This is a genomic window from Streptomyces sp. NPDC029014 (assembly GCF_055564695.1).
Genome location: NZ_JBVHVT010000027.1, coordinates 60,589 through 86,609 on the forward strand (window position 1 = coordinate 60,589; position 26,021 = coordinate 86,609).

Annotated in this window: 22 protein-coding genes; 6 read left to right on the plus strand and 16 right to left on the minus strand. The window is 72.2% G+C overall.

Features of this window, described 5'->3' with window-relative positions; genetic code table 11:
• Nucleotides 1-11: 11 nt before the first annotated feature.
• The 3 genes from ACZ4VL_RS17055 to ACZ4VL_RS17065 are packed head-to-tail and all read right to left on the minus strand — an operon-like array spanning nt 12 to nt 4,827.
• Nucleotides 12-3,149, minus strand: coding sequence for a lantibiotic dehydratase (locus ACZ4VL_RS17055; protein ID WP_468200313.1), 3,138 nt, complete (start codon nt 3,147-3,149; stop codon nt 12-14).
• The gene (locus ACZ4VL_RS17060) at nt 3,146-4,456 is read right to left on the minus strand and encodes a lanthionine synthetase C family protein (protein ID WP_468200314.1); all 1,311 of its coding nucleotides are present in this window, start codon (nt 4,454-4,456) and stop codon (nt 3,146-3,148) included. The genes ACZ4VL_RS17055 and ACZ4VL_RS17060 overlap by 4 nt, the downstream gene beginning before the upstream one ends.
• The gene (locus ACZ4VL_RS17065; RefSeq protein WP_468200316.1) at nt 4,456-4,827 is read right to left on the minus strand and encodes a hypothetical protein; all 372 of its coding nucleotides are present in this window, start codon (nt 4,825-4,827) and stop codon (nt 4,456-4,458) included. Before ACZ4VL_RS17065 ends, ACZ4VL_RS17060 begins: the two co-directional genes overlap by 1 nt.
• Before the next feature lie 166 nt (nt 4,828-4,993).
• On the opposite strand from ACZ4VL_RS17065, the gene ACZ4VL_RS17070 reads away from it, so the two are divergent.
• Together ACZ4VL_RS17070 and ACZ4VL_RS17075 are read left to right on the plus strand one after the other, a co-directional pair.
• Nucleotides 4,994-5,812 carry a MerR family transcriptional regulator gene (locus tag ACZ4VL_RS17070; RefSeq protein WP_468200318.1) on the plus strand — a complete coding sequence of 273 codons (819 nt, stop codon included), beginning with the start codon at nt 4,994-4,996 and terminating at the stop codon, nt 5,810-5,812.
• The gene (locus ACZ4VL_RS17075) at nt 5,809-6,798 is read left to right on the plus strand and encodes a BtrH N-terminal domain-containing protein (protein WP_468200320.1); all 990 of its coding nucleotides are present in this window, start codon (nt 5,809-5,811) and stop codon (nt 6,796-6,798) included. The genes ACZ4VL_RS17070 and ACZ4VL_RS17075 overlap by 4 nt, the downstream gene beginning before the upstream one ends.
• 77 nt (nt 6,799-6,875) lie before the next feature.
• Here ACZ4VL_RS17075 and ACZ4VL_RS17080 read toward each other — a convergent pair whose 3' ends face one another.
• The 7 genes from ACZ4VL_RS17080 to ACZ4VL_RS17110 form a co-directional block, all read right to left on the minus strand.
• On the minus strand, nt 6,876-8,468 hold the full coding sequence (locus tag ACZ4VL_RS17080) for an FAD-binding oxidoreductase (RefSeq protein WP_468200321.1): 1,593 nt from the start codon (nt 8,466-8,468) through the stop codon (nt 6,876-6,878).
• A 216-nt stretch (nt 8,469-8,684) separates the two neighbouring features.
• The gene (locus ACZ4VL_RS17085) at nt 8,685-10,181 is read right to left on the minus strand and encodes a vanadium-dependent haloperoxidase (protein ID WP_468200323.1); all 1,497 of its coding nucleotides are present in this window, start codon (nt 10,179-10,181) and stop codon (nt 8,685-8,687) included.
• 195 nt (nt 10,182-10,376) lie between these two features.
• Complete coding sequence (locus tag ACZ4VL_RS17090) at nt 10,377-10,802, minus strand: hypothetical protein (RefSeq protein ID WP_468200325.1); 426 nt, start codon at nt 10,800-10,802, stop codon at nt 10,377-10,379.
• A gap of 48 nt (nt 10,803-10,850) precedes the next feature.
• Nucleotides 10,851-11,288 carry a hypothetical protein gene (locus ACZ4VL_RS17095; RefSeq protein WP_468200326.1) on the minus strand — a complete coding sequence of 146 codons (438 nt, stop codon included), beginning with the start codon at nt 11,286-11,288 and terminating at the stop codon, nt 10,851-10,853.
• 48 nt (nt 11,289-11,336) lie between these two features.
• On the minus strand, nt 11,337-11,741 hold the full coding sequence (locus tag ACZ4VL_RS17100) for a dihydrofolate reductase family protein (protein ID WP_468200327.1): 405 nt from the start codon (nt 11,739-11,741) through the stop codon (nt 11,337-11,339).
• Between the two features lie 403 nt (nt 11,742-12,144).
• Nucleotides 12,145-12,405 (minus strand): holin, encoded by a 261-nt coding sequence (locus ACZ4VL_RS17105; protein WP_468200329.1) that lies wholly within the window; start codon nt 12,403-12,405, stop codon nt 12,145-12,147.
• A 32-nt stretch (nt 12,406-12,437) separates the two neighbouring features.
• A complete protein-coding gene (locus ACZ4VL_RS17110; RefSeq protein WP_468200330.1) occupies nt 12,438-13,904 on the minus strand; it encodes a peptidoglycan-binding protein in 1,467 nt (488 codons plus the stop codon).
• Between the two features lie 662 nt (nt 13,905-14,566).
• Between ACZ4VL_RS17110 and ACZ4VL_RS17115 the strand changes: the two genes are divergently transcribed.
• Nucleotides 14,567-16,225 carry a serine/threonine-protein kinase gene (locus ACZ4VL_RS17115; RefSeq protein ID WP_468200368.1) on the plus strand — a complete coding sequence of 553 codons (1,659 nt, stop codon included), beginning with the start codon at nt 14,567-14,569 and terminating at the stop codon, nt 16,223-16,225.
• Between the two features lie 237 nt (nt 16,226-16,462).
• On the opposite strand, the gene ACZ4VL_RS17120 is transcribed toward ACZ4VL_RS17115, so the two are convergent.
• The gene (locus tag ACZ4VL_RS17120) at nt 16,463-16,723 is read right to left on the minus strand and encodes a hypothetical protein (RefSeq protein WP_468200332.1); all 261 of its coding nucleotides are present in this window, start codon (nt 16,721-16,723) and stop codon (nt 16,463-16,465) included.
• A gap of 271 nt (nt 16,724-16,994) precedes the next feature.
• The gene (locus ACZ4VL_RS17125) at nt 16,995-17,186 is read right to left on the minus strand and encodes a hypothetical protein (RefSeq protein WP_468200334.1); all 192 of its coding nucleotides are present in this window, start codon (nt 17,184-17,186) and stop codon (nt 16,995-16,997) included.
• A 929-nt stretch (nt 17,187-18,115) separates the two neighbouring features.
• Between ACZ4VL_RS17125 and ACZ4VL_RS17130 the strand changes: the two genes are divergently transcribed.
• Nucleotides 18,116-19,084, plus strand: coding sequence for a sigma-70 family RNA polymerase sigma factor (locus ACZ4VL_RS17130; protein WP_468200336.1), 969 nt, complete (start codon nt 18,116-18,118; stop codon nt 19,082-19,084).
• Nucleotides 19,085-19,260: 176 nt separating this feature from the next.
• On the opposite strand, the gene ACZ4VL_RS17135 is transcribed toward ACZ4VL_RS17130, so the two are convergent.
• The gene (locus ACZ4VL_RS17135) at nt 19,261-20,127 is read right to left on the minus strand and encodes an immunity 49 family protein (protein WP_468200338.1); all 867 of its coding nucleotides are present in this window, start codon (nt 20,125-20,127) and stop codon (nt 19,261-19,263) included.
• A 114-nt stretch (nt 20,128-20,241) separates the two neighbouring features.
• Here ACZ4VL_RS17135 and ACZ4VL_RS17140 point away from each other — a divergent pair, with 114 nt between their 5' ends.
• Nucleotides 20,242-21,060, plus strand: coding sequence for a hypothetical protein (locus ACZ4VL_RS17140; RefSeq protein ID WP_468200340.1), 819 nt, complete (start codon nt 20,242-20,244; stop codon nt 21,058-21,060).
• Here ACZ4VL_RS17140 and ACZ4VL_RS17145 read toward each other — a convergent pair.
• From ACZ4VL_RS17145 to ACZ4VL_RS17155, 3 genes are all read right to left on the minus strand, one after another.
• Nucleotides 21,054-21,716: a DUF6461 domain-containing protein gene (locus ACZ4VL_RS17145; RefSeq protein WP_468200342.1), complete on the minus strand. Its 663-nt coding sequence runs from the start codon at nt 21,714-21,716 to the stop codon at nt 21,054-21,056. The genes ACZ4VL_RS17140 and ACZ4VL_RS17145 overlap by 7 nt on opposite strands.
• A 76-nt stretch (nt 21,717-21,792) precedes the next feature.
• Nucleotides 21,793-22,140 (minus strand): ArsR/SmtB family transcription factor, encoded by a 348-nt coding sequence (locus ACZ4VL_RS17150; RefSeq protein ID WP_468200343.1) that lies wholly within the window; start codon nt 22,138-22,140, stop codon nt 21,793-21,795.
• 211 nt (nt 22,141-22,351) lie between these two features.
• Nucleotides 22,352-23,605 carry an MFS transporter gene (locus ACZ4VL_RS17155; RefSeq protein ID WP_468200345.1) on the minus strand — a complete coding sequence of 418 codons (1,254 nt, stop codon included), beginning with the start codon at nt 23,603-23,605 and terminating at the stop codon, nt 22,352-22,354.
• A 927-nt stretch (nt 23,606-24,532) separates the two neighbouring features.
• Between ACZ4VL_RS17155 and ACZ4VL_RS17160 the strand changes: the two genes are divergently transcribed.
• On the plus strand, nt 24,533-25,990 hold the full coding sequence (locus ACZ4VL_RS17160; RefSeq protein ID WP_468200347.1) for a C40 family peptidase: 1,458 nt from the start codon (nt 24,533-24,535) through the stop codon (nt 25,988-25,990).
• Nucleotides 25,991-26,021 lie beyond the last annotated feature (31 nt).

Consider the following 26,021-nt stretch of genomic DNA (forward strand, 5'->3'; position numbering starts at 1 on the left):
GGAGCCCGGCTTCAGGCTCCTGAGGTCAGGCTGCGGCGGGTACGGCAGAGGAGTTCCAGCGCCGTGTCCTCGGCAGCGCGGTCCGTGCCCAGGAGCCGGTTGCAGTGCAGGTGTACGTAGCTGTGGCACAGCTCGGGCAGCGTCTTGCCGAGTTGCCTGCGGCGGTGCAGATGGGCGAGCCGGTCGGCGGCGTCTGCCAGGTGGGGACGGCGCCGGGTGAGGACGTCGCCGACGGGACGGGGAGGTGGTCCGCGCAGCAGGTCGCAGAACTCCGCCTTGCGGGAGCGGTACTCCGCGCCCGCGAGGCGTCGCTGGGCAGTCGCCCGGTGGTAGAAGCGGAGCCTCTCGGCTTCGCTCAGGCCGAGCCCGGCCAACAGGTCGTCGATGGTGAGCAGCGCCAGGCCCGTCCTGTCGAGCCGGGACTCACCGGTGTGGTCGAGGGAGAGCAGGTCGAGGACGGCCGAGCTGTCGGCGGAGTAGAGCCGTTCGGTGACGTCCATCCCGGTGAGGCCGCCGTAGCGTTCGATCTCGCGGTCGTAGACGTCGAAGGTGAACCGCGAGACGTGGCCGTCGGCGAGGAGGGTGCCGGCCCAGTCGCTGAGCGCGGGAACGAGTAGGGAGGGGTTGCCGCGCAGGCGGAGCCGCAGGTGGGGTTCGGGGTCCGCGTAGCGCAGGAACACGCGTCGGTCGCACTGGCCGTCGAGCGAGCGGACGAGCTCGCGGATGCCGCCGACGAGCAGGGATTCCTCCTCCTGCCGGTCGCCGTAGAGCTTGACGAAGGTCCAGTCGCTGCCCGGAGGGCGCAGCCGGTCGGTCCGCGCCACCCGGGTGGCGCCGCCGGCTCTGCCCGGTGGAACGGAGCGCGGGACGGGGGCGTTGCGGGTCATGGACACCACGAGTTCGACGGTGTGGGGGCCGTTCGGCCCGCTGACCCAGGCGTCGTCGAGGCCGGGGACGGCCTCTTGGAGGACGACGCTGCCGCCGGGCCGCAGCAGGTTCAGGGCTCGCCGTATCTCGTTGGTGTGGGAGTGCGCGGTGGTGTCGACGAGGAGCCGGTGGTCCGCGGCCGTGTCGCTGCTCGTGAGGTACGCGTAGCGGGGCACCCGCCACCGGCGGCGCCAGGCGTCGAACCCGGCCGGGAACCGGTCCGGCTGTCCGGAGGCCATCTCGTGTGCCGTGGCGCGGTCGATGCGCCACTGGGCCGGGCGCAGGACGATCCGGCCGGAGGCGACGCGGGGAAGGTAGGGGAAGTCGCGGGCCGGGCCCCAGTCGAAACCGACGATCTGGGCGGTGCCGTCGCGGCTCACGTCGGCGAGGAAACGGCAGACGGCGGGGGCGCGGATGCTGTTCAGCATGTGTCCCGAGCAGACGCCGACTTCTCGGGGTCCCCCGGTGCCGTCGTCCCAGACCAGTGCGAACCTGCCGTTCGTGACGCGGACCGCGAGCTGGTCGAGGGGGATGGAGCGGGCAGGCCCGTCCTCGGCGCTGGTGCGGATGCCGACCTCGTGGTCGCGGACGGCGGGCCGGACGACGACGTTCGCCGAGCGGGTCTTCTCGGGGAGGTACACCAGTTCGGCCAGAACGCGGCCGGTCTCGACGGCTTGTTCGGCGTCGGCGATGTCGTCGAGGGCGGACACGGCGCCGGTGAGCATGCCTGCGAAGCGGCCGAGGTTGCGTCCGGCTGCTCCGGCTCCGACGTTGGGGCCCACGACCAGGTGGAAGTCGCCGGCGTCGACGGCGGCGGGCGACGGGGCGGAGACCATGGCGTAGAGGTCGAGCGAGGCGGGGAGCCGCTCGGGGGCCGCTTCCCAGAGGGCGAGTCGGTCGACGGTGTCCTGGTCGAGGTCGATGCTGGTGAGGTGGTCGTGGAGGGCGCCGGTGGCGAGGCGGAGCAGGGTGTCGGTCCGGGCGGCTTTGGCGGGAATGACGGGAGGGAGGAGCGACGGTGAGCCGAGGCCGGTGACGGGATCGAGGAGTTCGAGGACGGGTACGTCGCGGTCGGTGCCGTAGCGGGCCTCGAACGCGTGCCTGTACGCGCTGATCTGCGGCAGGCCGAAGGGGAACGGGGTGAGCCGCAGCAGCAGTTCAGCGGCCCGGACCGCTTCGGCGGCCACCGTGCGGGACACGTCGCGGGCCGCCAGGGGCAGCACCGTGTCGACCTGGAGCGGTGTGGCCGTCTCGAAGCCCGTGACGCGGCGGGCGTGGTCGGCGAGCGCGGGGAAGGCGGCGGCGCCGGTGCCGGCCGGCTGCGTCTCCCAGTCCCGGATCGCGGCCAGCAGTTCGGCGAGGTCCGCGGCGGCGGCGACTGCGGCGGCTGCCGGTATCCGGGCGAGGTGGTCGAGGACGTGCGCCGCGGGGTCGAGGTGGGTCAGCGGTGGGCGGAGGTCCGTCAGGAGGAACGCGTGCCGCCACAGCCGGTACAGCAGATCGTGGACCTTGTCGGGCGTGGCTCCGGGGACGGTGTGCAGGAGGTCGGCGGCGAGGTCGGTGTAGGGGACGGGTGTGCGGGCGAGGGCGAGGGCGCGGGTGACGGCGCCGGTGGCGCGGAGGGTGACGTTCTCGCCGCCGTTCGCCCCGAGGGCCGCTTCGACGCCGCTCAACGTGATCCGGCCGGCGCGGTGCAGCACGGCCGGATTGGCGATGACCGTGGTCGCCTCCCGGACTTCGGTGCGCGATTCGAGGGCGGTGACGAAGTGCACGAGGGCGTGCATGTCGACCCGGGCGTGGACGTCGGGGGGCTGGTCGGCGAGGCGGACGTCGGTGACCGGGCCCCACCGCCCCAGGGCGACGCCGGCGTTCAGCCCGAAGGGAGTGGGCCGGGTGCTGAGGCGGATGAGGTAGCGCAGGATGCTCGACTCCAGGCGCCGTCGGTCGCGATCGGTGTGTGCGGCGCCTTCGGTGCGTTCGGGCCCCAGCAGCGCGGTGGCGAGGGGCAGCGAGGACACGACCACGGCACGCCGCGCCTGCTCGTCGTCCCGGACGCGAGCGGTCGCGGACGCCCGCCCGAGGTCCTCGGCCGCGGGGTAGTCCGTGACGGGCAGGATGGGGGTGCGGATCACGAAGTGGTCGAGGCAGCGGTAGAGCCCCGCTGCCCTGGGGGCGGCGGCCCGTCGCCGCATGCCGGGGCCGCGGGAGGCGTCGGCGCTCATGACAGCAGGAAGAACCGGTCCCAGGCGGGTGGTTCGAGGGTGACGGCGGCAAGAAGGGTGAGGGCGACCCCTGCGGCGCCTTCGAGGAGGCCGGACCGGTCCTCGCGGGCGCCGTCGGGCTCGACGCTGCGATAGCCGAAGGGCGCCTGCGGCTGGTACTCGCCGAGCAGTTGGTCGACCAGGCGGCGGGCGCCGTCGCTGATCTCCTCGTCCCGGGTGTCGACGGCGAATCGCAGGGTGACCTGCAGGAGTCCGGCGATGCCGTGGCAGAACCCGGGCGAGTCGATGCGCCGCCGGGCGACGGGTCGGCGCAGTACGGCCCGCATGGCCGAGACGGCCGTACGGGTCAGGTCCAGGTCGCCGAGGGCGGTGCCGGCGAGCCACAGGGCGCGCGCGACACCGGGGCTGCCGTAGCACCAGGCGTCGCGGGCCGCCGACAGCGCGGCGGAGTCCGCACCGAGCGGGACCACTGCCGGGTACGCCCCTCCTCCCTGGGCGTCGTCGACCTGGTGGGAGGCGAGCCAGGACGCCGTGCGGCGGATCGCCTCGGTGTGCTCCTCGCCGATCGGGCCGTCGGCGTGGGTGAGGGCGAGCAGGGCGAGGGGGCCGGTGATGCCGTGGGCGAGACCGCAGTTGGCGACGGCGGTCCCGTACCGGTCGCGCATGCCCTCGTCCGTGATGAGGACGTGGGGGGTGTGCCAGGCGGGGACCCCGTCGACGGCACGGGACAGGTCCACGAGCCAGGCGAGCACCGTGTGGAGGGCGCGGTCCCGGGCCGGGCCGGCCGGACGGGAGTGGAGGTACGCGGCCACGCCGGTCCACCCCGACACGAGGTCGAAGGTGCCGACGGCGAGGCCTTCCCCGGTGACGGCGGGAAGGCGTCGGGGGATCCGGGTGTACAGGCTGTCGTCGATGCCGCCGAGCAGTGTGCGGTACCGCTGTCCGCCGCGGGCCAGGTACGAGGTGGTGAAGGCCACTCCGGTGAGGCCGGCGAAGAGTCCCAGGGTGCCCACGGGGTCGGACGCGGTGCCGTCGACGGCGCGGCCGAGGTGGTGGTGGGCCACGAGGTCCCAGCCCTCGCCGGGCAGGCACCGGTCGAGGTGTCCGAAGGCGAGGGCGAGGCCGCACGCGCCCTGGGCGGTGCTGTGGGACGTCCACCGCGGACGTCCGCGCAGCGGCACCGTCCGGGCCGCTCCCTCGACGGTGTCGGGGTCGCGCAGCCGCGAGAGCACGTCCACGCAGACGGCGCGCACCGCAGCGACGGTCCGCGGATCGCCGATGGCCGGCTGCCAGGTGGGCGGGGCCATCAGCCGTCCTGCGGGGGGTGCTCGACGATGCGGCGGATGACGTGCTCACCGGCGACCCTGCGGGTGACCCCGTCGGCCCGGACCTGGCTGACTTCCAGGACGTAGTGGTCCTCGTAGAAGCTGCGGTCGCACTCCGAGGTGCAGGAGCCGCAGGTCTCACAGGTCTCGGTCTCGTTGGGGGTGTCGAGCGCGGGGCAACTGCCCGCACAGGTACTGGCACAGCTGTTGGTGCATTCGTCGCCGCAGGTGCTGGCACAGCTGTGGGTGTCCTCGATGACGAACTTGTCGACTTCCCGCGTGGTCATCTTGACGCGGATGTCCAGGTCGAACTGGTCATCGCCGTATACGACGTGTGCTTGCTCGTCTTCCATGGCTCAGCCCTCGGTATCGGTCACCGAGCAATGCCCTTACTCCCACGATGGCACCGCAGGTGAACGCCGCAACCCGGGCGGCGGCCACAGCCTTCGGGGCAGGTCGGCCGGGGTGCGTCGATACGGCACTGGACCCTCCCACCGTGGGAGGGTCCACCATGAAAGCGTGCGAGACGAACTCCTCACCATCGGGCGCTTCGCCCGTCTGTGCCGGCTCAGCGTCAAACAGCTCCGGCACTACGACGAGACGGGCCTGCTGGTTCCGGTCCATGTGGACGCCGGCTCCGGCTACCGCTATTACGCGCCCGAGCAGGCGCGTGACGCCCTGACCATCGCCCTGCTGCGCGAGATGGACCTGCCTCTGGCCGTGATCGCCCGGACGCTTGCTGCCGGACCCGGGCGAAGGGCGCGGATCCTGCACGCGGAGCGGGACCGGCTGGCCGAGCGGATCAGCAGGGACCAGACCCGGCTGAAGATGCTGGAGCGGCTGGCGGAGGGCGGTCTGCCCGGCTACGAGGTGACGACGTGCAGGGAGCCGGAGCGACGGCTGGCAGTGGTACGGGCGGTCTGCACCCCTGCGGGAATCGGTGTGGGGGTCGGGGCGGGCGTGGGCCGGCTGCTGCCCGCGCTCGGCGGGGCGGACATCATGTGGGAGCCGCCGCTGTGGGGGCTGTACCCGCTGGACCTGGAGGAGCGGATGGAGATCGCCGTCGGGGCGCAGGTTCCCGCCGGCGGCCACGGGGAAGACGTGCCCGGCGGCCTGGACTTCGTGGTGCTGCCCGGCGGTCCGGTCGCGGAGACCGTGCACATCGGGCCCTACGCCCAACTCCCCCTGGCCTACAACGCCCTGTTCTCCGCCGTCCACGAACGCGGGCTGCGTCCGCGAGGACCCGTACGCGAGGCGTACCTCGTCGGACCGGCAGAGGAACCGGGAGAAGAACTGATGACCCGGTTGATCATCCCCGTCGAGGAGGACACGGCGTGACCACGGTAGCGGGCACCGATGCCCGAGGCATGCAGCACTGCGAGACGACGGCGCTGGGTGTGCTCCTGCGGCACGAGGGGCTCGACCTGTCCGAGCCCATGCTGTTCGGTCTCGGCTCCGGTCTGTCCTTCGTCTACTGGGACGGCAAGAACATGGACTTCCCCTTCCTCGGGGGACGGGTCAGACCCTTCGAACTGACCAGGAACCTGGCCAGCAGACTCGGGCTGGAGCTCCTGGTCCAGGAGACCGCCTCCCCCAGCAGGGCATGGGAGAACGTGACGGCCTCCGTCGACGCCGGCCGCCCCGTCGGACTACAGCTCGACAGCTACCACCTGGACTACTTCCGGTCGAAGATCCATTTCGGCGGCCACGTCGTCGCCCTGTACGGCTACGACGACCGCTCCGCCCACCTGGTCGACACCGAGCAGCAAGGCGGAGCGGTGTCCACCAGCCTGACCGGCCTCGCCCGGGCCAGGGCCGCGCGCGGCCCGATGACCGCCAAGCACCGCTCCTTCACCGTCACCGCTCCGAAGGACCTGGCCTCCCCGCGGGAGCAGATCGTCCCCGCCATCACCGCCTGCGCCGACGCCTTCCTCAACCCGCCCATCGGCAACCTGGGCCACCGCGGCATCGAGAAGGCCGGCAAGCTGGTCCGCACGTGGCTCCAGCGCACCCGCGCCCCGCAACAGGACCTGCCGCAGGCTGCCCGCCTGATGGAGAGGGCCGGCACCGGGGGCGCCCTGTTCCGCAACCTCTACCGGGACTTCCTCACCGAGTGCACCGGCCTGCTCGACAGCAGCCACCTGCGCACCGGCCGTGCGCTGTACGCCGAGGCGGCCACCCTGTGGACGGAAGTGGCAGCACTGATCGAGAAGGCCGGTGTATCGGGCGAGGCGCAGTTCCTCACACGAGCCGGTACGGTCCTCGGCGAGCTCTCGCGCATGGAGCGCGAGGCCATGCACGCGCTGAGCCGTCTGGAGGTGTGAGGAACCGCGGGCGTGGCCTTGGGTCGCGCCTCGCCGGGCCGCTCGCGGAACAGCTGCGACAGCCGCAACAGCCGCACTCAGCGCGTGCCGATCCCCTGCTGGTAGTGGAGGAAGCCGGTCGGGTCGTACGTCCGCTTCACGTCGACCAGACGCGGGTAGTTCGTTCCGTAGTAGGCTTCCCGCCAGTTCTTCAGCGTCGGGTCGGGGAAGTTCTGGTACGAGTGCTCGGGCGGGTTGTCGGGGAAGATGCCGTCGTAGAACTGCTTGAGCCAGTGGAGGTTGGCTTTGGCGACGCTCGGGGGGTCGTGGTCCGCCCACGAGGTCTCGGCGGCGAAGACGAAGAGGTCGCTGCGGTGTACGAACGCGGTCGCGTTCGACGGTACCCGGTTGATCTCGCCGCCGAGTGCGAACATCGCGAACCCGGCTCCGTCGTCGTTGCCGCTGCCGGGCCATTCCAGCAGGCGCTCGGCTGCCGCGCTGACCTGCCGGCCCGTCAGGAGGGTGCGGGAGTCCAGGAACGCCGATTTGGTGGCGAAGCGTTCGATCGGCGTGGTGGCGCTCAGCAGGACGCTCGCCTCCCCGGGCGTGACCTGGCGAACGGACGCGCGGTTGCGGGCGCGCTCCTCGGTCGTGCCGATCTCGAGGAGCGGTTGCAGGATGGCGCGCAGCTCCTGGACGGTGCCGTAGAACTGGCCGATGGCGTTGACGTTGGCGTTCGCACGGATCTGCGCCCTGGTCGTGCCGTTGGTGCCGATGCCCAGGCGCATGTGGAACCGCCTGTCGTCTGCGGTCTCCTGGGCGATGTGCTGTGCGGCGGCGAGCACCGGCAGTACGGAGTCCAGGCTCCAGCGGACCTCGTAGAAGCCCACGGTTCCCTCGAACTGCTCGTACTGGAAGGTGAACGAGGTGTGGACGCCGAAGTTGTTGCCGGCTCCGCCGCGGCAGGCCCAGAACAGGTCGGGGTGGGCGTCCTTGCTGGCCTTGACCGTGCGTCCGTCGGCGAGCACGACGGTCGTGGCGACGAGCCGGTCGCAGGTCAGGCCGAACATCTTGTCGCTGAAGCCGATACCGCCGCCGAGCACCAGCCCCGCGACCCCGACGCTGGGGCAACGACCGGTCGGCACGAACATGCCGTGGTCCTCCAGCATCGGATGCAGGTCGCCGTTGGTGACACCGGCCCCCACGGTGACGGTACCGGCGCCGTGCACGACCTTCATCGGCCCGTAGTCCCGGGGGCGGGCACCGCCCTGCTTCGGCGTGGAGGCGATGCTCTTCATGCGGGCCATGTTGAGCAGCAGGCCCGTCGTGGTCGAATACCCGGCGTAGTTGTGACCCAGCCCGGTCCGCGGTACGGCGGGCAGTCCCACCTCGCGGGCCCAGCGGATCGATGCGGACACGTCCTCGGTCGTCGCGCAGGCGACGATGCCCGCGGGCTGGATGTCGGCGTACCTGTGGTTGTACGGCAGGGCCAGCGCCGGGTACACGGAGCCGGACGGCCGGTAGAGGTTGGCCCCGGGGGACAGCGCTTCAGCCAGGCGCTTCCAGTCCCGGGCGTCAACCGGCCCTGCTGCCGGCGCTGACGCAGCCGCACTCTCCGGTGCCTGCAGCCCCAGCACCCCACCCACACTGCCGAGCACACTTGCCCGCAGCACGTCCCGCCTGCCGATCACGGTGACCTACCCTCACGCAGCGGTCGCAGACTCCTGCCGCGATTCCATTGGCCAGTTCACCGATCGTCGACCGGTGCCGTCCCCACCGGCCGCCCCCTCGCCGGACCCGCCACACGAAAGGACGAGGGGCGCACTGCCAAACAGCTCAGACGCACGTCAGCGCCTTCGCCGTGCGGTGCTCGGCGGAGGCGCTGACGGATATCGACACGTCCGGACTCACGGCTTGTCCGGACTACCCTTCTGCTGCGTCGGCCGGAGCGCGTTGGCGAACACGTAGTCGCCGACGTTGGTACCGATCTCCCTCCCGTCCTCGGCGTCCCAGCGGAAGTGCACGCCCAGCCAGAGTCGGCTGAACTCGCCCTCCTCGGCGACCTGGCTGAAGCTGTTCATCCGGCGGAACCGCTCGAGGGTGTGCGGGTCCTCGGACTGTGCGACGAACGAGGCTTCGTCACGGCCGAAGTAGTTCTGCATCGCGGCCGCCCACGCACCCGTGAAGTTGGCGTGCCCGGAGGTCCAGGCGGGGAAGCACGGGGTCCACGGCGTCCCCGCCCGGTCCGCGCTGAGCGGCTGCCAGTCCGCGTTCTCGCCGCCCGTCGCCCGGATCGCGGACACCGGGCGCCACTCGTTCATCGGGGAGTCGAACTTGCTGTCCCAGGCCGTCATCCCGGCATCCGCCAGCGACAGCGCCGACAGCGCGAACAGGCGGGTGGTGTCGTACGTGTTGAGCTTGAACGTCTTGGCGACGGTCCCGGTCAGCTGGAGCAGCTGGCCCGGCGGGTGGTAGGTGCCGTTCAGGTCGTGGTCCCAGAACCAGCCGACGACGGTCTGTTCGTGGGTGCGCTCGGTGGAGTCGACGGCACCGACCCGTCGCACCTCGTCGACCTGGGCCGCGTACTCCGGGCTGTCCAGCATCTCCTCGTAGGAGGTGAAACCCCGCAGGGTGGGCGGCCGGAACTGCGAGCCGGAGCGGAGCACGAACGGCTTCACCTTGCCCCAGTTCGGGGTCACCGCGTCGCTCGGCTGCTGGCAGGCCCCTTCGTCGGCCGTCGCCGCTTCACCCGTCGGCCGCCAGGCTCCGGGCGTGGTGGTGTCGCCGTCGTAGACCTGCGGGTTGTCCGAACCGTCGCCCGCCCGGGCCTTGTTGATCTGCCTCACGACGCGGTCGACCACGTGGTCGAGGGGGTCGGGGGCGTGCGGGGAGCGGCCGGTCCGGGCCTTGTACCGGGCGTCGATGAAGCCCTGGTCGCCCGGGTACAGCTCGGAGATCATCCGGTACGCGGTGCGGTCGATCAGCCGCTCCTCCTCGTCCGGACCGGGCTTCGAGGAATCGCTGGCGTACTTCAGCGGCCGGCTGAGGTACGGCTCGTACTTCAGGGTTCCGTACGTGTTCTGGTAGGCGCTCTCGGCGTTGTAGATCGCCGCGAAGACCATCGCACCGGACCTGGAGAGTTTGCCGGGCGAGGCGTCCCAGCCCCGCGCGTTGCGGAACGTCTGCAGCAGCACCTTGTTCCAGTACTGCGTCGGATCGCCCTTGTGCCCCGTCACGGCGGCGGCCTGCGGAGCACCGGCCGCCACCGGACTCAGCCCGGCGAGCAGGGCACTGGCCACGACGGCGGCCCGTAGCCGTCCCAGGCGCCCGCCGGCGCGGGACTTCGCGCGCGGGAGCACGGACTTCGCGGCCGTCCGACGGCCATGATGGGGTTCGAGGGGCACGGCATTCCTTCCGTCGTCGCTGGTCGACGGCGGTAGCGTAATGTCCGAAATACGGAAATTGGGGTAAACCGCGCCGATATGGCAATGTGCGCATTATTCGTCATTATTTATACGAAAATGCTCATCCGATCGCCTCCAGTCGCGCTCGACGGCCGGACGGGCCGCAACGGCGACACCCGGTGGAACACCGCACCATCAGTCGTCAAAGGGTTCGAACCTGGCGAGCCTCGTCCAGTCGAGAGGACGCACGATCGTGGCCAGGCGGGCGAAGGGATCCTGCGCCGCCGCCTGGAACCACAGCACCGAGAGCACCGTCTCCCCGAATTCTGCGACACCCTCGGGCGTCCACCATGACGTCAACCGGGCATGGACCCTCAGTCGGGGCAGCCACTCTTCGACCCGCGCCTTCTCATCGGCCCGGATTGCGGCCAGATCGTGCACGTACAGATGCGGCGTCGCCGCCAGCTGCTTGTCGATGCCGATCAGACGAAAGCGACGATGGAGATGCGGCGTCCCCTCCAGCATGCCCTCACGGTCGTCGGTCACCGTGAGCGAGCGCAGCTCGGCACGAACCGACCCCACCTGATAGCTGCGCAACTCATCGTTCCCCCCGTGGTTCATGAGCCAGAGGGTATGTGCGTCCGCCAGGCGGACCAAAGGACTTACGTATCACCAGGAGAGGCGCGGGTCCTCCGCGTACCCGGGACGGTGTTCCGACGGGTCGTAGTGCGGGGTGTCGGTCCGCTCCAGGTGACCGGGGTGGGGGTGGTCGCGCGGGGGGTCGCCGAAGACGCGCTGCACACGTGCGAGCGGCACCTCGGTCAGCTTGCCGTCGTGGAACATCCACAGCCCGAAGCAGTCGTCGTCCTCGTCGTGCAGGAGCACCTGTACGCACTCCGGCTGGTTCCACGGCAGCGCCTCCAGGTCCGCGAGTACCCCTCGCCGCCCGCGCCAGCGCTCGAACTCCAGGTGCCATCCGCCCACGAACCAGTCCGGGATCTGCCGGAAGACCCCGCGCCAGGTGCGGTTCTCGTCGGGCTGCGTCAGCGGCTCCATCACCTCGTCCTCGTACCGTGCCAGCACCAGGACCTGCGCCATTCTGCTCATGCCCGTAGAACACCACCCCTCGGGGCCGCCGGCAAAGGGGTTTGCCGATCAGTCCGAGCCGTCGTGGACGCGCCGGTAGCGCTCGTAGATCACGCGCGAACCGAACGTCCTGGTCCCGACCAGCTCCAGCCGTACCGCTTCGGTGAGCGGCGGCAGGAAGGGCGTGCCGCCACCGACGACGATCGGATTGCGGAACATGCGCAGTTCGTCGACGAGTCCGAGCTCGATCGCCGCCGCGGCCAGGCCGGCGCCGCCGATCGAGACGTCCTTGTCGGTCGCGTCGAGCGCCGCAGCGACCTCCTCCGCCACTGACGCCCCGGCGAGGCGGGCGTTGCCCTGAACGCTGGTGAGCGTGCGGCTGAAGACGACCTTCGGGACTGTGCACCAGACGTCGGCGAACGCGGCTCCGAGCTCGTCGTCGCGCAGCGACGGATCCGTCTCCCACGGCAGCATGGTCTCGTACAGCCTGCGGCCGCACAGGTAGCCGCGAGCTCGCGCGTCTGCGCGAGGTGGAAACGAAGCTGCTCCTCGGAAGGGTCCGTCCATCCGAACCCGCCCTCGCGGTCGGTGATGAAGCCGTCCACCGAGACGCTCAGCGAGTAGATCAGCGCTGCGAGCCCGTCGCGTCGGAGCGACGGACGTCTTGCGCGGGGAAGTTCACCGTCGGGTTCGGCATCGGGCTCTCCTTCGCGAGACCGAACTCCGTCGTCGTCGGCGGCGGTGGTGGTCCGAGCGATCGTACGGCCATGGCCGACGCCGCACCGGGATCGATCGGCGCGGGCCCGGCTCCAAGGGCGCAGCGGAGCCCGGCCCGCTCGCCGACGCCCTCTCGGTCGGGCACCGCGGACTCCGAGGGTCAGGGGCGGATGGTGTCGGGGGGCGGCTCGGGCAGCCAGGCGGCGGTGCCGACCTGGCCGAGGCGGGAACCGATGGCCCCCTTGATGACGGCGAGGCCGGCGGGGAGCGCGGAGACGGCGGCGGCCTGGAGGACGGACAGGTCGACGATGTCGGTGGTGGCGCCGGCCAGCAGGAGGCCGAGGAAGGCCTCCAGGTACGTGAGGACGGTGCGCTCGGCGATGTCGGCGACTATGCGGGACGCCGGGGCGGTTCGGGACACGGGGTCTCTCCTCGGGTGTGGGAAGGGTGCGGTCAGGGGGTGGCGGTGAAGCCGTGGCGGGCGGCCAGTCGTTGCAGGGAACCGAGGCCGGGTATGCCGTCGGCGGCCGGGCCGGTGTAGGAGCCGCCGGCCGCGCTGCGCTGCCAGGCGGCGTACGCGTCGCGGGTTCGGGTTCCGTAGCTGCCGTCGGCGTAGCGGGCGTCGAGGAGGCCTTCGGCGACGAGGGCGTCCTCCACGACCCGGACCTCGTCGGCGTAGGTGGTGTGGCCGTCGGGCCCGGGGATGTCGGCCTCGGCCGCGGCCCCGAGGTGCGCGACGCTGACCCGGCGCGTTCCGGTGTCCGTGGCGTCGGGGATGTCGTTGCCGCGGCCGGTGACGAGCAGCTCCCACGTGGTGGGGCCGGGGATGCCGTCGGCGTCGGAGCCCGTCCAGCCCTGGGCGTGCTGGAACGCTTCGGTGGCCCGGCGGTCGGCCGCGCCCCACTCGGGGCCCGGACCGACGCGGTAGAAGCGCCCGCCACCGCGGGAGACGAGCATCCGGCCGAGCCGGGTGACGTACTCGTTGACCGCGCCCGGCCCGAACCGGTCCGCGCCGGGGAACGCGTCCCCCGCGGCGGGCGGTACTCCCCCGCCGCCGGGGCCGCCCAGCACCTTGGAGGTGTCGAGGGCTCCCGGGTCGCCGTGATCGTTTCCGGGGACGTCGCAGTGCCCGAAGTACCCGCCCGAGTTCTGCCACACCGACCGCGAGCGCGGCTTGTCGGGACCGGGATAGGGGGCGGGCGGGCCGGCCGGGAACTCGTCGGGGACGCCCCAGGAGCGGGCGGCGGCCAGGACGGAGCCCCAGCCGGGCTTCTGGGCGGGGTCCCAACCGGTCGTCCACGGGTCCTTGGCATAGGCGAGGACTTCGATCTGGATGTTGACCTTGCCTTCGCGGTTGGTCCGGCGCTGTCCGTCGTTGCGCAGGGCCCGCGCGGATTCGTCGAGGGGGCCGAGCTGGGCGACCCGGTCGGTGACGGGGCAGTACACGAGCTGGGGCTCGGAGGACACCTCGATCAGGTACGAGCTGAGGGACTCCAGGTAGCGGCCGCCGGCCGGGGACTCGGTGGTGTGCAGGGTCACGCGGGGCGGGTTGCCCGGGGTGTCCATGGCGCCCCCGATGCTGCCGTCGCCGATGCGGAGGGCACCGGGGATCCAAACGGTGCCCGAGGCCCCGCTGAGCAGCTCGGCCGCCGCGGGCAGCACCGCCTCGCCGGTGCCGGTCGGGGCGGGGGCCGGGGTGTGGGGGGTGGCTTCGATTCCGACCGGCTCGTAGACGTCAAGGTTGCCGTCGTCGCGGAGGATGAAGAGGCTGCCGGGTCGGTTGCGGTGTTCGCGGACGAAGCGGGGCGTGTGGTCGAGCAGGGCGATCGCTCGGGCGGTGGCGACGTGTGCCTCGTCGACCTCTCCGCAGTAGGTGGTGGATCGGTCGGGGTGGACGATCGCGGCGTGGAAGGACGTCATGGGCACGCTCCTCGGGCGTGGAGTCGGATCGCGTCGACCGGTCGGTGCGGCGCGGCGAGCAGGTGGACGGGCGGAAGGGCGGTCGCCGCCGACGCTCGATGCCAGGGCCTCGGGAGCTGCGGCATCCGCAGCACGGTGCGGTCGGGGACGATCCGGCCGTGGGAGTCCGGTGCGGGCGGCCTCGTCCCGTGCGAGGGCCACGACCGGGGCGACGACTTCGGGGGCTCCGGCCAGGCCGGAGGTACGCCAGTGGGGAACGGTGTCGAGGTGGTGGTTGCCGGCCGGGCTGGACCGGGCGTTGAACCATGGCAGACCGACCATCACCGGACCGTTTTGCAAGGCGGCTGCCAGGGAGTCGGCGTCCAGGGCGTAGGGGGTGGGGGGCGGCGGCGGGGTGGCGCTGATCTGCCCCCGGAGCGGCCCCCGGAGCGGCCCCTGGAGCACCCCCTGCGCCGGCTGGCTGAGACGCCGTCAACGGGCGGTGCATCCCTGGCGTGACCATGCCTCTACGCTTGGGCCCCGGCAGGCCGTCGCCGGACGGCCGTTGAAGGAACGGAGCAGATACGGTGCCGGTGCCATCGGAGCAGGCGAACGACGGCGGCCTGGTCGGCAGTGCACTCGGGGGGCGCTACCGGGTGACCGAGGTGCTCGGCCGGGGCGGCATGGGCGTCGTCGCGCGGGCGGTCGACGAGGTGCTGAACCGGGAGGTCGCCGTCAAGCTGCTGCGCGCCTACACCGACACCAGCCCCGCCGAACGGGCCGACCTGCGGTCCCGGATGCGGCGCGAGGCACAGGCCGCCGCGCGCATCCGGCACACCGGCGTGGTCACCGTGCACGACGTGACCGAGGAGCAGGGCCTGCCGGTCATCGTGATGGAGCTCGTCGACGGGCCCTCGCTCGACCAAGTCGTGGCCGAGCGCGGCGCGCTGGACCCGTACGAGGCCGCCGCCATCGGAGCCAAGCTGATGGACGCGCTCGACGCCGCGCACCGGGCGGGCGTCCTGCACCGGGACGTGAAACCGGGCAACGTACTGCTGGAGCGCGGCGGCCGGGTCGTGCTCACCGACTTCGGCATCGCCAGCATGCAGGCGCCCGGCGACGAGGAGTTGGCGAAGCTAACCCACAGCGGCGAAATCGTCGGCTCGCTCGACTACCTGCCGCCGGAGCGCGCCCAGGGCCGGGAGCCGGGACCCGCCTCGGACATCTGGTCACTGGGGATGACCCTGTACGCGGCGGTGGAGGGCGTCTCGCCGTTCCGCCGGACCTCCGTGTGGTCGACGCTGTCCGCCATCGTCGCCGAACCGCTGCCCGCCCCCCGGCGGGCGGGGCCGCTGGGGCCGGTGCTGGTGGCGCTGATGGCGAAGGAGCCGGAGAGCCGGCCCACCGCCGACCAGGCCCGGGCGATGTTGGAGCGGGTGGCGTCGGGGGCCGCCGGCGAGGAACCGGCACAGCCGGCTCCGGCCGGGCACCGGGCTCCCGTCGTGCCGACGTCGGCTCCGGTCGCCGTCGAGCCCACCCCTACGGCGCCGGTTGCCGCCGCCGCGCCGGCAGCCGTACCGGCCGCCGCCGTACCGCCTGCCGTGCCCGTCGCGGGACCGCCCGCCGGCTTCGGCCCGCCACCCCCCGCCGAATCGTTTCAGCAGCCGCACCAGACCCCCGCCCCGCACCCCGGGTTCCCGCCGCAGGGCGGGCCGTCGGGGCAGCTTCCCAGCTCAACCGTGCACGCCACCGGGGCGGCGGCCGCGGGCCGGGCGCGGCGCCGCGGCCGGGTCGCGGTCGCCGTGGCGGTGGTCGCCGTACTGGCCGCGGGAGGCGTCACGTACGCCATGACCAGCGGGGGCGGCGGAGCACGTCACCAGGCCTCGGTGACGCCGCCGGCGGCCGCCTCCGACCAGCAGACGTCCGGCGACGCGCCGGGCGCGGCCGGCCCGGACCCTTCCCCCTCCGGTACCCGGGCCAAGCCGTCCGCCGCGGCCTCGAAGAAACCGGGCACGGCGTCGCCCTCCCCTAAGGCGTCGTCCTCGGGCGCCCCGGCCCAGCCGAGCGCCGTACCGACGGGCTGCGCCGGCTGGACCCACAAGGACCCGAAGCCGGGCACGTACGGCTACATCTCCGGTGACCACCACCTCCTGGCCGCGCCGTACCAGAACTGCACTGCAGGTGCCCTCGTCAAGAACGGCACGAAGCTCTGGTACCAGTGCTACGTCGTCAACCAGTACGGCAACCAGTGGACGTACGTGCGGGTGGAGGGCACGAACGCCACCGGGTGGCTGTACAACCGCGACCTCACCGGCCAGAAGGGCTCCTCCCCCGCCTGTTAGGTGCCGTCGTGCGCCCGGCGGGATCGCGCGGGTGCGCCGGTACGGCGGGCAGCTCGCCGCCGAGATGGCGCAACCCGGCGCGGGCGCCTCCGAGGTGGGGCGTGATGCGGCGACGGTGGCCGCACTCGGGCCGCTCCTGCCTTCCGGAGCAGCTCACGCTGCGCAGCACGCAGCGCGCCGAGTACCCTGCCGACGCCGGTGCCGCGCGGATCGCCTCCACCGGGGCGGCCGTCGGGCTCATGGACCGGCGAGTCGGTCGCGGCGTCCGTGCTCGGCGGCGCCGCGGGTCGGGAGGCCGCCGAGCGCGCGGAACGCGGGCTGCGGGAACGGCTCGCCGCGCATATGGCGGCGGCGTCGGGTGTCGGCGCGCCGCGCGCACTGCGTGGACAGCACGCATCCGCCCACCCGTCTGCGCCGGCAGTGCACGGCCGCGGCCGGACCCCTCGGGGCGAGATCGTCCTCGACGGGGACCGCATGGCCGTGGATCATCACACCCACAACCCCACCCGGGTGGCTGGACGCGCCATTGACATGGCCCGCAGGCACATGCGACAAAGACGCTACGCCTTCAGGCCGTCCGATGACCGCTGCGCCGGAGTCCGCCCCGCCCGGGTCGGCAGCGCCGCGTAGTCCGCCCTCGCTGCGACCGGCTCCGCGGCGGTGCGACTCACCCCTCTCCATCACGACGATCGGACCTGAACTTGTCACTCATCCCCGGCTCGCGCGTGCCCGGACGGACCTGGACGGTCCGACTCACCGGCCACACCGATCACAGCGCGTCCGTCAGCTGCAGCACCGAAGCCTGTCGTATGCCGCCCCGCTCGAAGGACACCGCCTTCCTGAAGCGCTTCGCCGCCGACCACGCCAGAGCGCACGCCCGGTTGGCCACCGTCCGCCCCGATGCCGCCTGCGCCTGCCGGGCCAGGCAGTGCGCGCTCCATGAGGAGCGCGTCCAGTGCATCGGTGCCACGCTGCTCGTCCTGGTGCACAACGCGGCAGTAGGACAGGTCTGGACGGTGGCCGAAGTCTGCCAGGCCTGTGCGCCTCTGATCCCCCACATGTCCGTCCTCGGCCGGGCACAGCGCCCCGTCCCGGTCGGCGCGGCCGTGAGCACGAGCCCGGTGTCGACCCCGCCCAGCGCCAGACCGGCTCCGGCTCCGGTGCCGGGCGGATTCTCCTCTCCCCAGGCGGCTCCCGAATCGCCTACGGGCCGGCGCGGACCGCGCCGTGTTGCCCGGCGCCGCCGAGCGTCCTGACCGTCGCCGGAGCCGCTCGTGAGCACGGCCTGCGGCCCCGGCCCGCGGTCGGGTGTCGCGTGTCGGGTGTCGGGTGTCGGGTGTCGGGTGTCGGGTGTCGGGAACGGGCTGCATCATCCGGTTGGTTCGGCCGATGCGGCCAATGCCCCGCCGGATGCGGGATCGGTACGAGGCGGACGGCCACGGCGTGCAGCCGGTGGCCGCGGTGCACCACCACGTCGCCGCCCACACGGGTGACGGCGCCGAACCGCAGATGACCCGGGCGCAGGCGCTGCTGCCGCTGAGGCGGCTCGGCCGCGCCGCCGGGCCCGCTCTCGCACCACCTGACCGGATACCGCCGCGTGCGCGGCAAGACGGGCATGCAGGACGGGGTCGGGCTGCACCTGGAGTCCTGCGCGCTGACCCGCAACGACGGGCGCGGGCTTGAGGTCCTGGCCGGGAACCGGCCGCTGTTCGAGGCGGCCGGCGCCTGCTGGCGGTACGGGTCCTGCCGGGGTGGCGTCGCAAGCGGCGGTCGCACTGGCCATGGCCTCGACCCAGGCCCCATGGCCCGGTGCTCCATCATGAGAGCGGCTTCGCGGTTGCCCGTGTCGGCGTCGGAGACCGCCCGTCGAGGAAAGAGAGAGGTAGTGGCATGGGGGACTCCGCAGGGGATGCGGCGGCGGCCGTGCTCGACGCGTACCGCGGTGAGCTGACCGGCTACTGCTACCGGATGCTGGGGGCGTACTCCGAGGCCGAGGATGCCGTTCAGGAGACGCTGGTGAGGGCGTGGCGCAGCATCGGCCGCTTCGAAGGGCGGTCGTCGCTGCGGTCATGGATCTACCGCATCGCCACCAACGTGTGCCTGGACGCCCTGGCTTCCGGCCGGCGCAGGGCACTGCCGATGGACCTCTCGGGTCCGGCCGAGGGCGCCACACCGCCGGGTGCGCCGTCGGACAGCACGCGGTGGATCGAGCCCTGCCCGGGCGGCGGTGGTGACCCCGAGACGGCGGCAACGGCGGGCGAATCGGTGCGGCTGGCGTTCGTCGCCGCGCTGCAGTACCTGCCGCCGAGGCAGCGGGCGACCCTGATCCTGCGGGACGTACTGGACTTCTCCGCCCGGGAGGTAGCCGACCTGCACGGTTCCACCGTCGCGTCCGCCAACAGCGCGCTGCAACGGGCCCGCGCCACACTGGCCGCGCGCCGGCAGAACGTCGCCGACGGGCCCTCCGCCTCCCCGCCGCCCGATGCCGTACAGGGGGCGCTGGCCACGCGCTACGCCTCGGCGTTCTCCCGCTACGACATGGACGGGCTGAGCATGCTCCTCCACGTCGACGCCACGCTGTGCCTGCCCCCGTACGCCAAGTGGATGCGCGGGGTCGGTGACATCCGGGCGTGGCTGACCGGTCCTGCCGTCGGCTGCCGCGGCTCCCGCCTGGTCCCGACCGTGGCGAACGGCTCCCCGGCGTTCGGCCAGTACCGCCCCCGCCGTGACGGCGCCGGCTACGAGCCGTGGGCCCTGCAGGTCATCGAGTTCACCGAGGACCGCATCACGGGCATCGCGGCCTTCCGCGACACCGTCCGCCTCTTCCCCCGCTTCGGCCTACCGAACCGCCTCGCCTAGGACGACGGCTCGACGTCACGTTCACAGAAGTCGCCCAACAGTGCGCACCCTCGCCGTGGCTCGCCACATTGCGTCTGCGCCAACAGCCGGCCGGACCGCTGACCGGTTTCCGGCGAACCGCTCGGTCGTCCCGTCACCGGAAGTGCGCCACCCAGCAGGGGCTTCGGAGTCCGGCGTCACGCGTCCACCTCGCCGACCCAACCGAACTCCAGGAGTTCCTTGGGCAGGTACTCGGACTCGACCTCGATCGCCATACCGGCGTCACGGGCCATGCAGGCCATGGCAAGCGGACCCAGCGCAACCAGGCCCTCGCCGCTGCGTGCACGGGCCTCGTTCGCGGTCCAGTACTCCTTGTGCCAGGTGAGCGCCTCGACCAGGGCCTCGTTGAACCTCTCCTCGTCGCGGGTCGCGTACCGGTGGAAGAGGTTGAGCGGCGGGTAGAGGATCTTCAGCATCAGCTCCCTGCTGGCGACCCGTGCGTGATCGGGGTCCGTGCCCTCCACCGCGCGTACCAGGCTGTCCCAGGTCTCCTGGCGCCCGGACCAGTGGTTCTGAAGCGTCTCCACCCATGAGTAGACGTACTCGTCGAACTCCGCGCCGGACGCGCGGAGGAACGGCAGGGGAACCTGCGCGAGCTGGTTCACCCGGTCGTTCTCCCGGCAGATCGCTGCGAGGTAGAAGGCGGTGAGCCAGTTCCCGGCGTGCAGGTACTCCTGCGCGCCTGTGGCGGGGAGCTCCCTGACCTCGTGGTTGACGCCGATGCGACAGGTGACCGTCCCCTCGGAGGCCCGGCCCGCCGCGAACAGGGCGGAGCCGACCTGCATGGCGAGGATCCACGCCTCCCACGTCGTGAACCGATCGGCGATCGGGTCCGCGAGGCAGTGCCACTTCGCAGCGCCGAGGGAGAACGTCAACGCGTCGTAGCGGTCGTCCTCCGACGTCGCGAGCCCCTCGAGCGCCTCCTCGGCGCTTTCGACGATCGGCGCCATGACCTCGGCCACGTCGTCCGCACCGCATTCGTGACGCGCAATACGCGTAACCACACGCTCTCCCGTACGTCCGACCACGCGGGCATCCCCTACCCGTCCTCATTCATTCTGCATGTGGTCCTACTGGTGCAGGTCAGGGGGAGTGGACGGACTGGCTAGGGTGATCTGGTGATACGCGATGCCGATGCCGACCGGCTTGCCCTGAACCTGCTCGATGCCCGCCTGGAGGCCCTCGTGGACGGGGCGGACCTGCTGCCGCTCCCCACACCTTCGGCGCGTCTCACTCCGGACGGGGCGGGCGAGCTCGTGCGCTGGGTCCTGGACCGGCTGCACGGCATGTCCCGCGAGCCGGCGGACGTCTTCGGCATGCAGGTGCGCGGCCTCCTCACGGAGTTCCGCAGTCTGCGCTGCCCGTGGAACGCGGCCGTGCTGCGGCTGCTGGACGACCCCTACACCTTCGTCGCCACCGGCCCGCGCCGGCACCGGGACTGGGCGTACGACGTCCTCGCCGTGATGCACCGGCGGGTCCGCGACCCCCGCGGCTGGATCCGCCTGGACGCGGACCGCGTCAACGACGCCCGCTGGGGGTTGCCGGCGTACCCCTTCGAGCCGCCGTCCGCAGCGGAGTTCCCCGCCCGCCTGTACCCGCTGGAGGCGGATGCGGCCGTCGGCGCGCTCGCCGTCATGAGCGAGGAGTGGCAGTCGGAACCCCGCCCCGTCCGTTCCCGTCCTGACCGGGACGCGGTGCTGGCCGACGCCCGGATCCTGCTCGACCGGTACGGCCCCACCGCGCGCTACTGGACGAACGCGACGGTTGCCGCCGCCGACCGTGCCCCGGACTTCGTCACGGCCGGCCTCCGGGGAACCAGGTCCCACGCCTTCGTCTCGTCCGCCTACGTCAAGGGACTCGACCTGCTCGAGGACCTGGGCCTGATCGCGGTCACCGACGAAGAGGTGGGCGTCTTCTGGTCGTTCGGGGCCTACTGATGCACGGTCCACGCCGGTTCCAGCAGGACGGTCGGCAGGGAGCCGTCCACGATCGCCGCCTTCGGTAGCGAGAGCCCGAACGTCTTCTCGATGACGCTCAGCGCCGTACGGTGGACCTCCCCTTCGTCCTGCTCGGGGTCCGGCAGGCCGGCGGCCGTCAGCAGTTCCTCCAGGCGGGCAGCCGTCGCGGGTTCGCCTTCGACGCCCCGGTAGCCCCACGACGTGTCCAGGTGCAGGTTGCACGCGCTCAGCAGGCGGCCGTCGCGGAAGTACGCGAACTGCGGCGGGACCGGCTTGCCGTTCTCCTCCTCGTACTCCAGCAGGCAGACGTCCGCGCCGTCGCGCGACACCGGGGCCAGCCCGTCGAACTCACCCTGCCAGCCGCCGTAGGCGACCGAGTACGTCCACTGCCCGGCTCGGCCGAGGCGCAGGCCGATGCCGCCGTACGGACCGTCGTAGGTCTCGTCCATGAGCTCCAGCAGGGATTCTGCGGTGTGGTTCCCGGCCGCCACCGCGTGGTGCTTCACGTGACCCGACACCGCTAGCGCGAGGCGGTCGGCGAGCTCGTCCGGGGAGAGCCCTCGGGCGAGCACCACGTGGTAGCCCCCGAAGGCGATGGACTGGGGAGCGGCGAGCCAAACGATTCCGTCGGTCATGACCGTCATTCTGAACGGCCCCTCCGACAACCAGGTCGGTCGGGCTGCTGCTGCTCCAGCGGCCTGGAGGGTTTCCTCAGGCGGAGGCCGCGCCCGCGCCGGCCGGCTCCGGGTCCGGCGCGGGGCCGGTGATCCGCGTGGCGTCGAGCAGGCCCGGGAACCGGGCCTCGAGGTCGTCGCGCCGCAAGGTGATGATCCGGCTCGTGCCCCGGACCTCGGTGTGCATGATGCCGGACTCGCGCAGGACCTTCAGGTGGTGCGAGAGCGTCGACTTGGCGATCGGGTAGTCGAGTTGGCCGCAGGAGCGGGAGCCCTCCAGGTGCATCACGCGCGCGATGTCCCGGCGGATCGGATCGCTGAGCGCGTGCAGCACCCGGTCCAGTGAGATCTCGCTCCGGTCAGGGTGGTGGAGCGGGCTGCGCATGGGCGACCTTCTTCCTGTCGTGGGCACACCAGTCCGCGCTGCCTTCCGGGGCGGATGCACCAGGGCTGGCAGATTCAAGGTTCTACGATCATAGAAGGACGAAGTCCTGCCCGGACCGGACCGGCCCGGCCCGGCCCGGCCCGCGGTGCCGCGGTACCCCGCGCAGGCCGAGCGGGCCGAGCGGGCCGAGCGGGCGTGCCGTACCGGGTGCTCACGCGCCCGCCTCCTGCCTGCCGAAGGCGCCTGCGGCCGCGTACACGCAGAGCGAGACGAGGCAGGCGGCTACGGTGAACCCGGCCACGCCCCAGAACCCCGTGACGTTGCCGAGGAGCACCCCTCCGACGGCGCCGCCGATGGTGGTGCCCACGTACATCGCGGAGTTCGAGAGCGAGGAGACGGTGCCCCGGGCGGTCTCGGTCTGCGACTGCAGGATGCTCATGAAGACCGGGAAGACGCACCCACCGGTCATCATCACCAGTGCCAGCAGCGTCAGCGCGACCGTCAGGTCCGGGGAGAGCGGGACCAGGCAGTACAGGGCGGCCATGCTCAGCACGCCGGTCAGCAGGCACCGGTGGAGGCCCAGGCGCGTGACGAGGCGGCTGCCGACGAACAGGGACCCGATGACGTTGCCTGCGCCCACCGCCGTCATCGCGGTGCCGACGGAGGCGACGTCCAGCCCGAAGTCCCTGGTGAACCAGGAGCCGAGGAACGAGATCGCCTCGAAGTTGCCGGTCTGGAAGACGAGGTAGCCCAGCAGGTACCAGCGCAGTCGGCCGGTACCCAGCACCGTCTTGTACGTGGCGACGATGGCCTTCGCCCCGCTGCCCGCGACCCCGGGCGGGCCGCCCGCCGGGACGGACGGGAAGAGGCGGGCGAGCAGCAGCCACAGCGCGACCGAGAGGCCGCCGATGGCCCAGAAGGGCAGGTGCCAGGAGCCCGCGGCGAGCCAGCTGCCGAGTGGGATGCCCGCGAACTGGGCGATGGACAGCCCGGCGGTGGCGAAGCCCATGGTCCGGACGATCTCCCGGGGCTTCACCAGCACCGGGACGGCCGCCCAGATCTGCGGGGAGACGAATGCGGCGCTCACGCCGGCGAGGAACCGGAAGAGGATCATCGACCAGAACCCCTGCGCGAACCCGCACAGCGCGGTCGTGACGATGAACCCGATCAGCCCGGTCAGCAGCACCCGGCGCCGGTCCCGCCCGTCCGAGATCGGCCCGGCGATCAGGGCGAAGAGGGCGTAGCCGAGGGCGTAGGCGCTGACCATCCAGCCCGAGATGTCGGGGGGCACGCCGAAGGCGTCGGTCAGGGTCGGCAGCAGGGGGGCGACGAGGAAGGTGTCCGTACCGATGACGAACATCGTGGCGAACGCGAGGAAGGCGACGGTCCGCGACGAGCGGGCGGCCGGTGGCGCCGGAGGCGCGCCGGTGCTGGAGGAGGTGCGGAGGGAAGGAGGGCGGGTCATCGGGTCCCTTGGGTCCGGGGCGCACGAGCAGGGCGGAGCCCGCTCGGAAATTCGCCGTTCGACGAACATCGAATGAAGGTGGAGCCTAGCAGACGAGCCGGCCCGAGAGAGCGGCGGAGAAAGGGAGTTGAGACGTCGGCGGCCTCGCCGGACTTGAAGGTGCCGGACGACCAGGCCGCGGGGGCAGGAGGAGCGTCGGGCCGTGCCGTGGGGCTGGCTGCGCCCTGATGCGCGGGGCCCTGCGGCTCCTGGTTCCGGCGGTGCGGTGGCACGGCTGCGCTCCGCACGCCGTCACACGGGGGACGTCCGTCGGGCGTCGCGCGTCGCGCGTCCGTTGTCGCCGGGGGACCGCGGCCGTGTGGCATGGCCACGGCCGTGGAGATGGCCGGCGGTGGCTGCGGTGGACTGGTTGGTCCAAGGCCGATTCCGGCCCGCCGGTCTCTCTTCTCAGGGCGTTGACCAGCGACAAGACTGATCTTCGTCAGCGAGGGAGACCTCGGGGACACCGCCTCGAAGCCTTCTGGGACGTCACCGCGGGACGTGTTCAGGGCAGTCCGACCGTACGGACGTGAGACGGACACCGACTCCGACCTGTTCGAAAGGAAGCACGACCGTCATGCGTACCGGGATCCCGCGGACCACCGCCCTCGACGCCCCGGCCCCACCCGCCGGCTGACGTCCCCTCGCCCCCGGTGCGGGGCCGCCGCCGAAGTTCCGGCAGCCGCCGCCCCCCGAGGTTCCCGCGAACGGGACCGCTGTACCTGCAGGGCAGCCGTCCTACCGCGTCCACCACCGCGCGGCCGCCGCGCCGCGGCTGCGGCGCACCACCGCGTCGCCGCCACGCACCCCGACATCCCGTGGTCGCTGGTCGAGCCCCTACCGGCTCCCGGCCCACGAAGCCCTTCACCCACGTACCGGAGTACACCCATGTCCCGCAACGGAAAGTCCTTCCGCCGCACCGGAATCGCCACCCTGCTCGCCGTCGCCGCCGCGAGCGGCACCATCGTCGCCGTCAACGGCACCGCGGTCGCCGACCCCGCGCCGCCGGCCGCGACGGGTGACGCCCCCGTGACCGGCGCCCCGAACCCGGACTTCGGCAGCACCGGCCAGGGCGCCGAAGTGCCCGTCACCACCGAGGTGCGGGGAACGCCCTTCGCGGCGGCCGGGGCGGCGACGAAGATATCCCGCGACACCGTGGTCGAGCGGGCCAGGAGCTGGGTCGGCATCGGCCTGGACTACGACTGGGGCGGCCGCCACGGCGGTTACCGCACCGACTGCTCCGGCTACGTCTCGATGGCCTGGGACCTGGACTCCTCGCTGACGACGGACACCTTCGAGCCCCGCGGCGTCGTCTACAAGATCGGCAAATCGGACCTCAAGGCGGGCGACGCCCTGCTCGACAACGACGGCGGCGCGGGCGGCCACGTCGTCCTCTTCGAGAAGTGGGCCAACGGCGACCACAGCAAGTACTGGGGCTTCGACTTCACCCCGAGCGGCGTGCACCACCGGATCTACGACTACCCGTACTACCCGGGCTACGGCCCGTACTACCCGGTCCGCTACAAGAACATCGTCGACGACACGACGCCCAACAAGCCGCAGCCGGCCGCGGGCATGACGGACCTGGTCGCCGCCAACATCACCGGGGACTCCGTCGACGACGTGGTGGGCGTGGAGGCCTCCACCGGCAAGCTCTGGCTCTACAAGGGCAACAGCAACGGCACGATCGCCAGCGGCTCCGCCCGTGTCGAGATCGGATCGGGAGGCTGGAACGGCATGTCCAACCTGGCCGCCGCCGACTTCAACGGCGACGGCAAGGACGACATCGTCGCCACCCAGGAGTCCACCGGCAAGCTCTACCTCTACCCGGGCACCGGGTCGGGCCTGGGCACCCGCAAGGAGATCGGCTCCGGCGGCTGGAACGGCATGCACGACCTCATCGGCGGCGACTTCACCGGCGACGGCAAGGCCGACGTGGTGGGCGTCGAGCAGGCCACCGGCAAGCTGTGGCTCTACAAGGGCAACGGCACCGGCGCGATCAGCGGCGGCAGCACCCGCGTCCTCATCGGCTCGGGCGGCTGGAACGGCATGCACGACCTCGTCGGCATGGACCTCGACAACGACCGCAAGACGGACGTGGTCGGCGCCGAGTCCTCCAGCGGGAAGCTCTTCTTCTACAAGAGCAACGGCTCCGGACTGGAGACCCGCAAGGAGATCGGCTCCGCCGGCTGGAACGGCATGAACGACCTCATCGGCGGCGACTTCACCGCCAGCGGCTACGACGACCTGGTGGGCGTCGAGAAGTCCACCGGCAAGCTCTTCCTCTACCCCGGCACGGGGTCGGGCCTCGGGGACCGCAAGCAGATCGGCTCGGGCGGCTGGTAGTCCGCACCGCCACCAGCGGGAGCAGCGAGAG

Coding starts and splice junctions, on each gene's coding strand:
- ACZ4VL_RS17115 (WP_468200368.1), top strand. CDS start 14,567: ATGGGCGTCGTCGCGCGGGCGGTCGACGAGGTGCTGAACCGGGAGGTC.
- ACZ4VL_RS17125 (WP_468200334.1), bottom strand. CDS start 17,186: ATGCACTGGACGCGCTCCTCATGGAGCGCGCACTGCCTGGCCCGGCAG.
- ACZ4VL_RS17130 (WP_468200336.1), top strand. CDS start 18,116: ATGGGGGACTCCGCAGGGGATGCGGCGGCGGCCGTGCTCGACGCGTAC.
- ACZ4VL_RS17150 (WP_468200343.1), bottom strand. CDS start 22,140: ATGCGCAGCCCGCTCCACCACCCTGACCGGAGCGAGATCTCACTGGAC.
- ACZ4VL_RS17110 (WP_468200330.1), bottom strand. CDS start 13,904: ATGACGTCCTTCCACGCCGCGATCGTCCACCCCGACCGATCCACCACC.
- ACZ4VL_RS17090 (WP_468200325.1), bottom strand. CDS start 10,802: ATGAACCACGGGGGGAACGATGAGTTGCGCAGCTATCAGGTGGGGTCG.
- ACZ4VL_RS17100 (WP_468200327.1), bottom strand. CDS start 11,741: ATGCTGCCGTGGGAGACGGATCCGTCGCTGCGCGACGACGAGCTCGGA.
- ACZ4VL_RS17145 (WP_468200342.1), bottom strand. CDS start 21,716: ATGACCGACGGAATCGTTTGGCTCGCCGCTCCCCAGTCCATCGCCTTC.
- ACZ4VL_RS17060 (WP_468200314.1), bottom strand. CDS start 4,456: ATGGCCCCGCCCACCTGGCAGCCGGCCATCGGCGATCCGCGGACCGTC.
- ACZ4VL_RS17095 (WP_468200326.1), bottom strand. CDS start 11,288: ATGAGCAGAATGGCGCAGGTCCTGGTGCTGGCACGGTACGAGGACGAG.
- ACZ4VL_RS17155 (WP_468200345.1), bottom strand. CDS start 23,605: ATGACCCGCCCTCCTTCCCTCCGCACCTCCTCCAGCACCGGCGCGCCT.
- ACZ4VL_RS17055 (WP_468200313.1), bottom strand. CDS start 3,149: ATGAGCGCCGACGCCTCCCGCGGCCCCGGCATGCGGCGACGGGCCGCC.
- ACZ4VL_RS17160 (WP_468200347.1), top strand. CDS start 24,533: ATGTCCCGCAACGGAAAGTCCTTCCGCCGCACCGGAATCGCCACCCTG.
- ACZ4VL_RS17065 (WP_468200316.1), bottom strand. CDS start 4,827: ATGGAAGACGAGCAAGCACACGTCGTATACGGCGATGACCAGTTCGAC.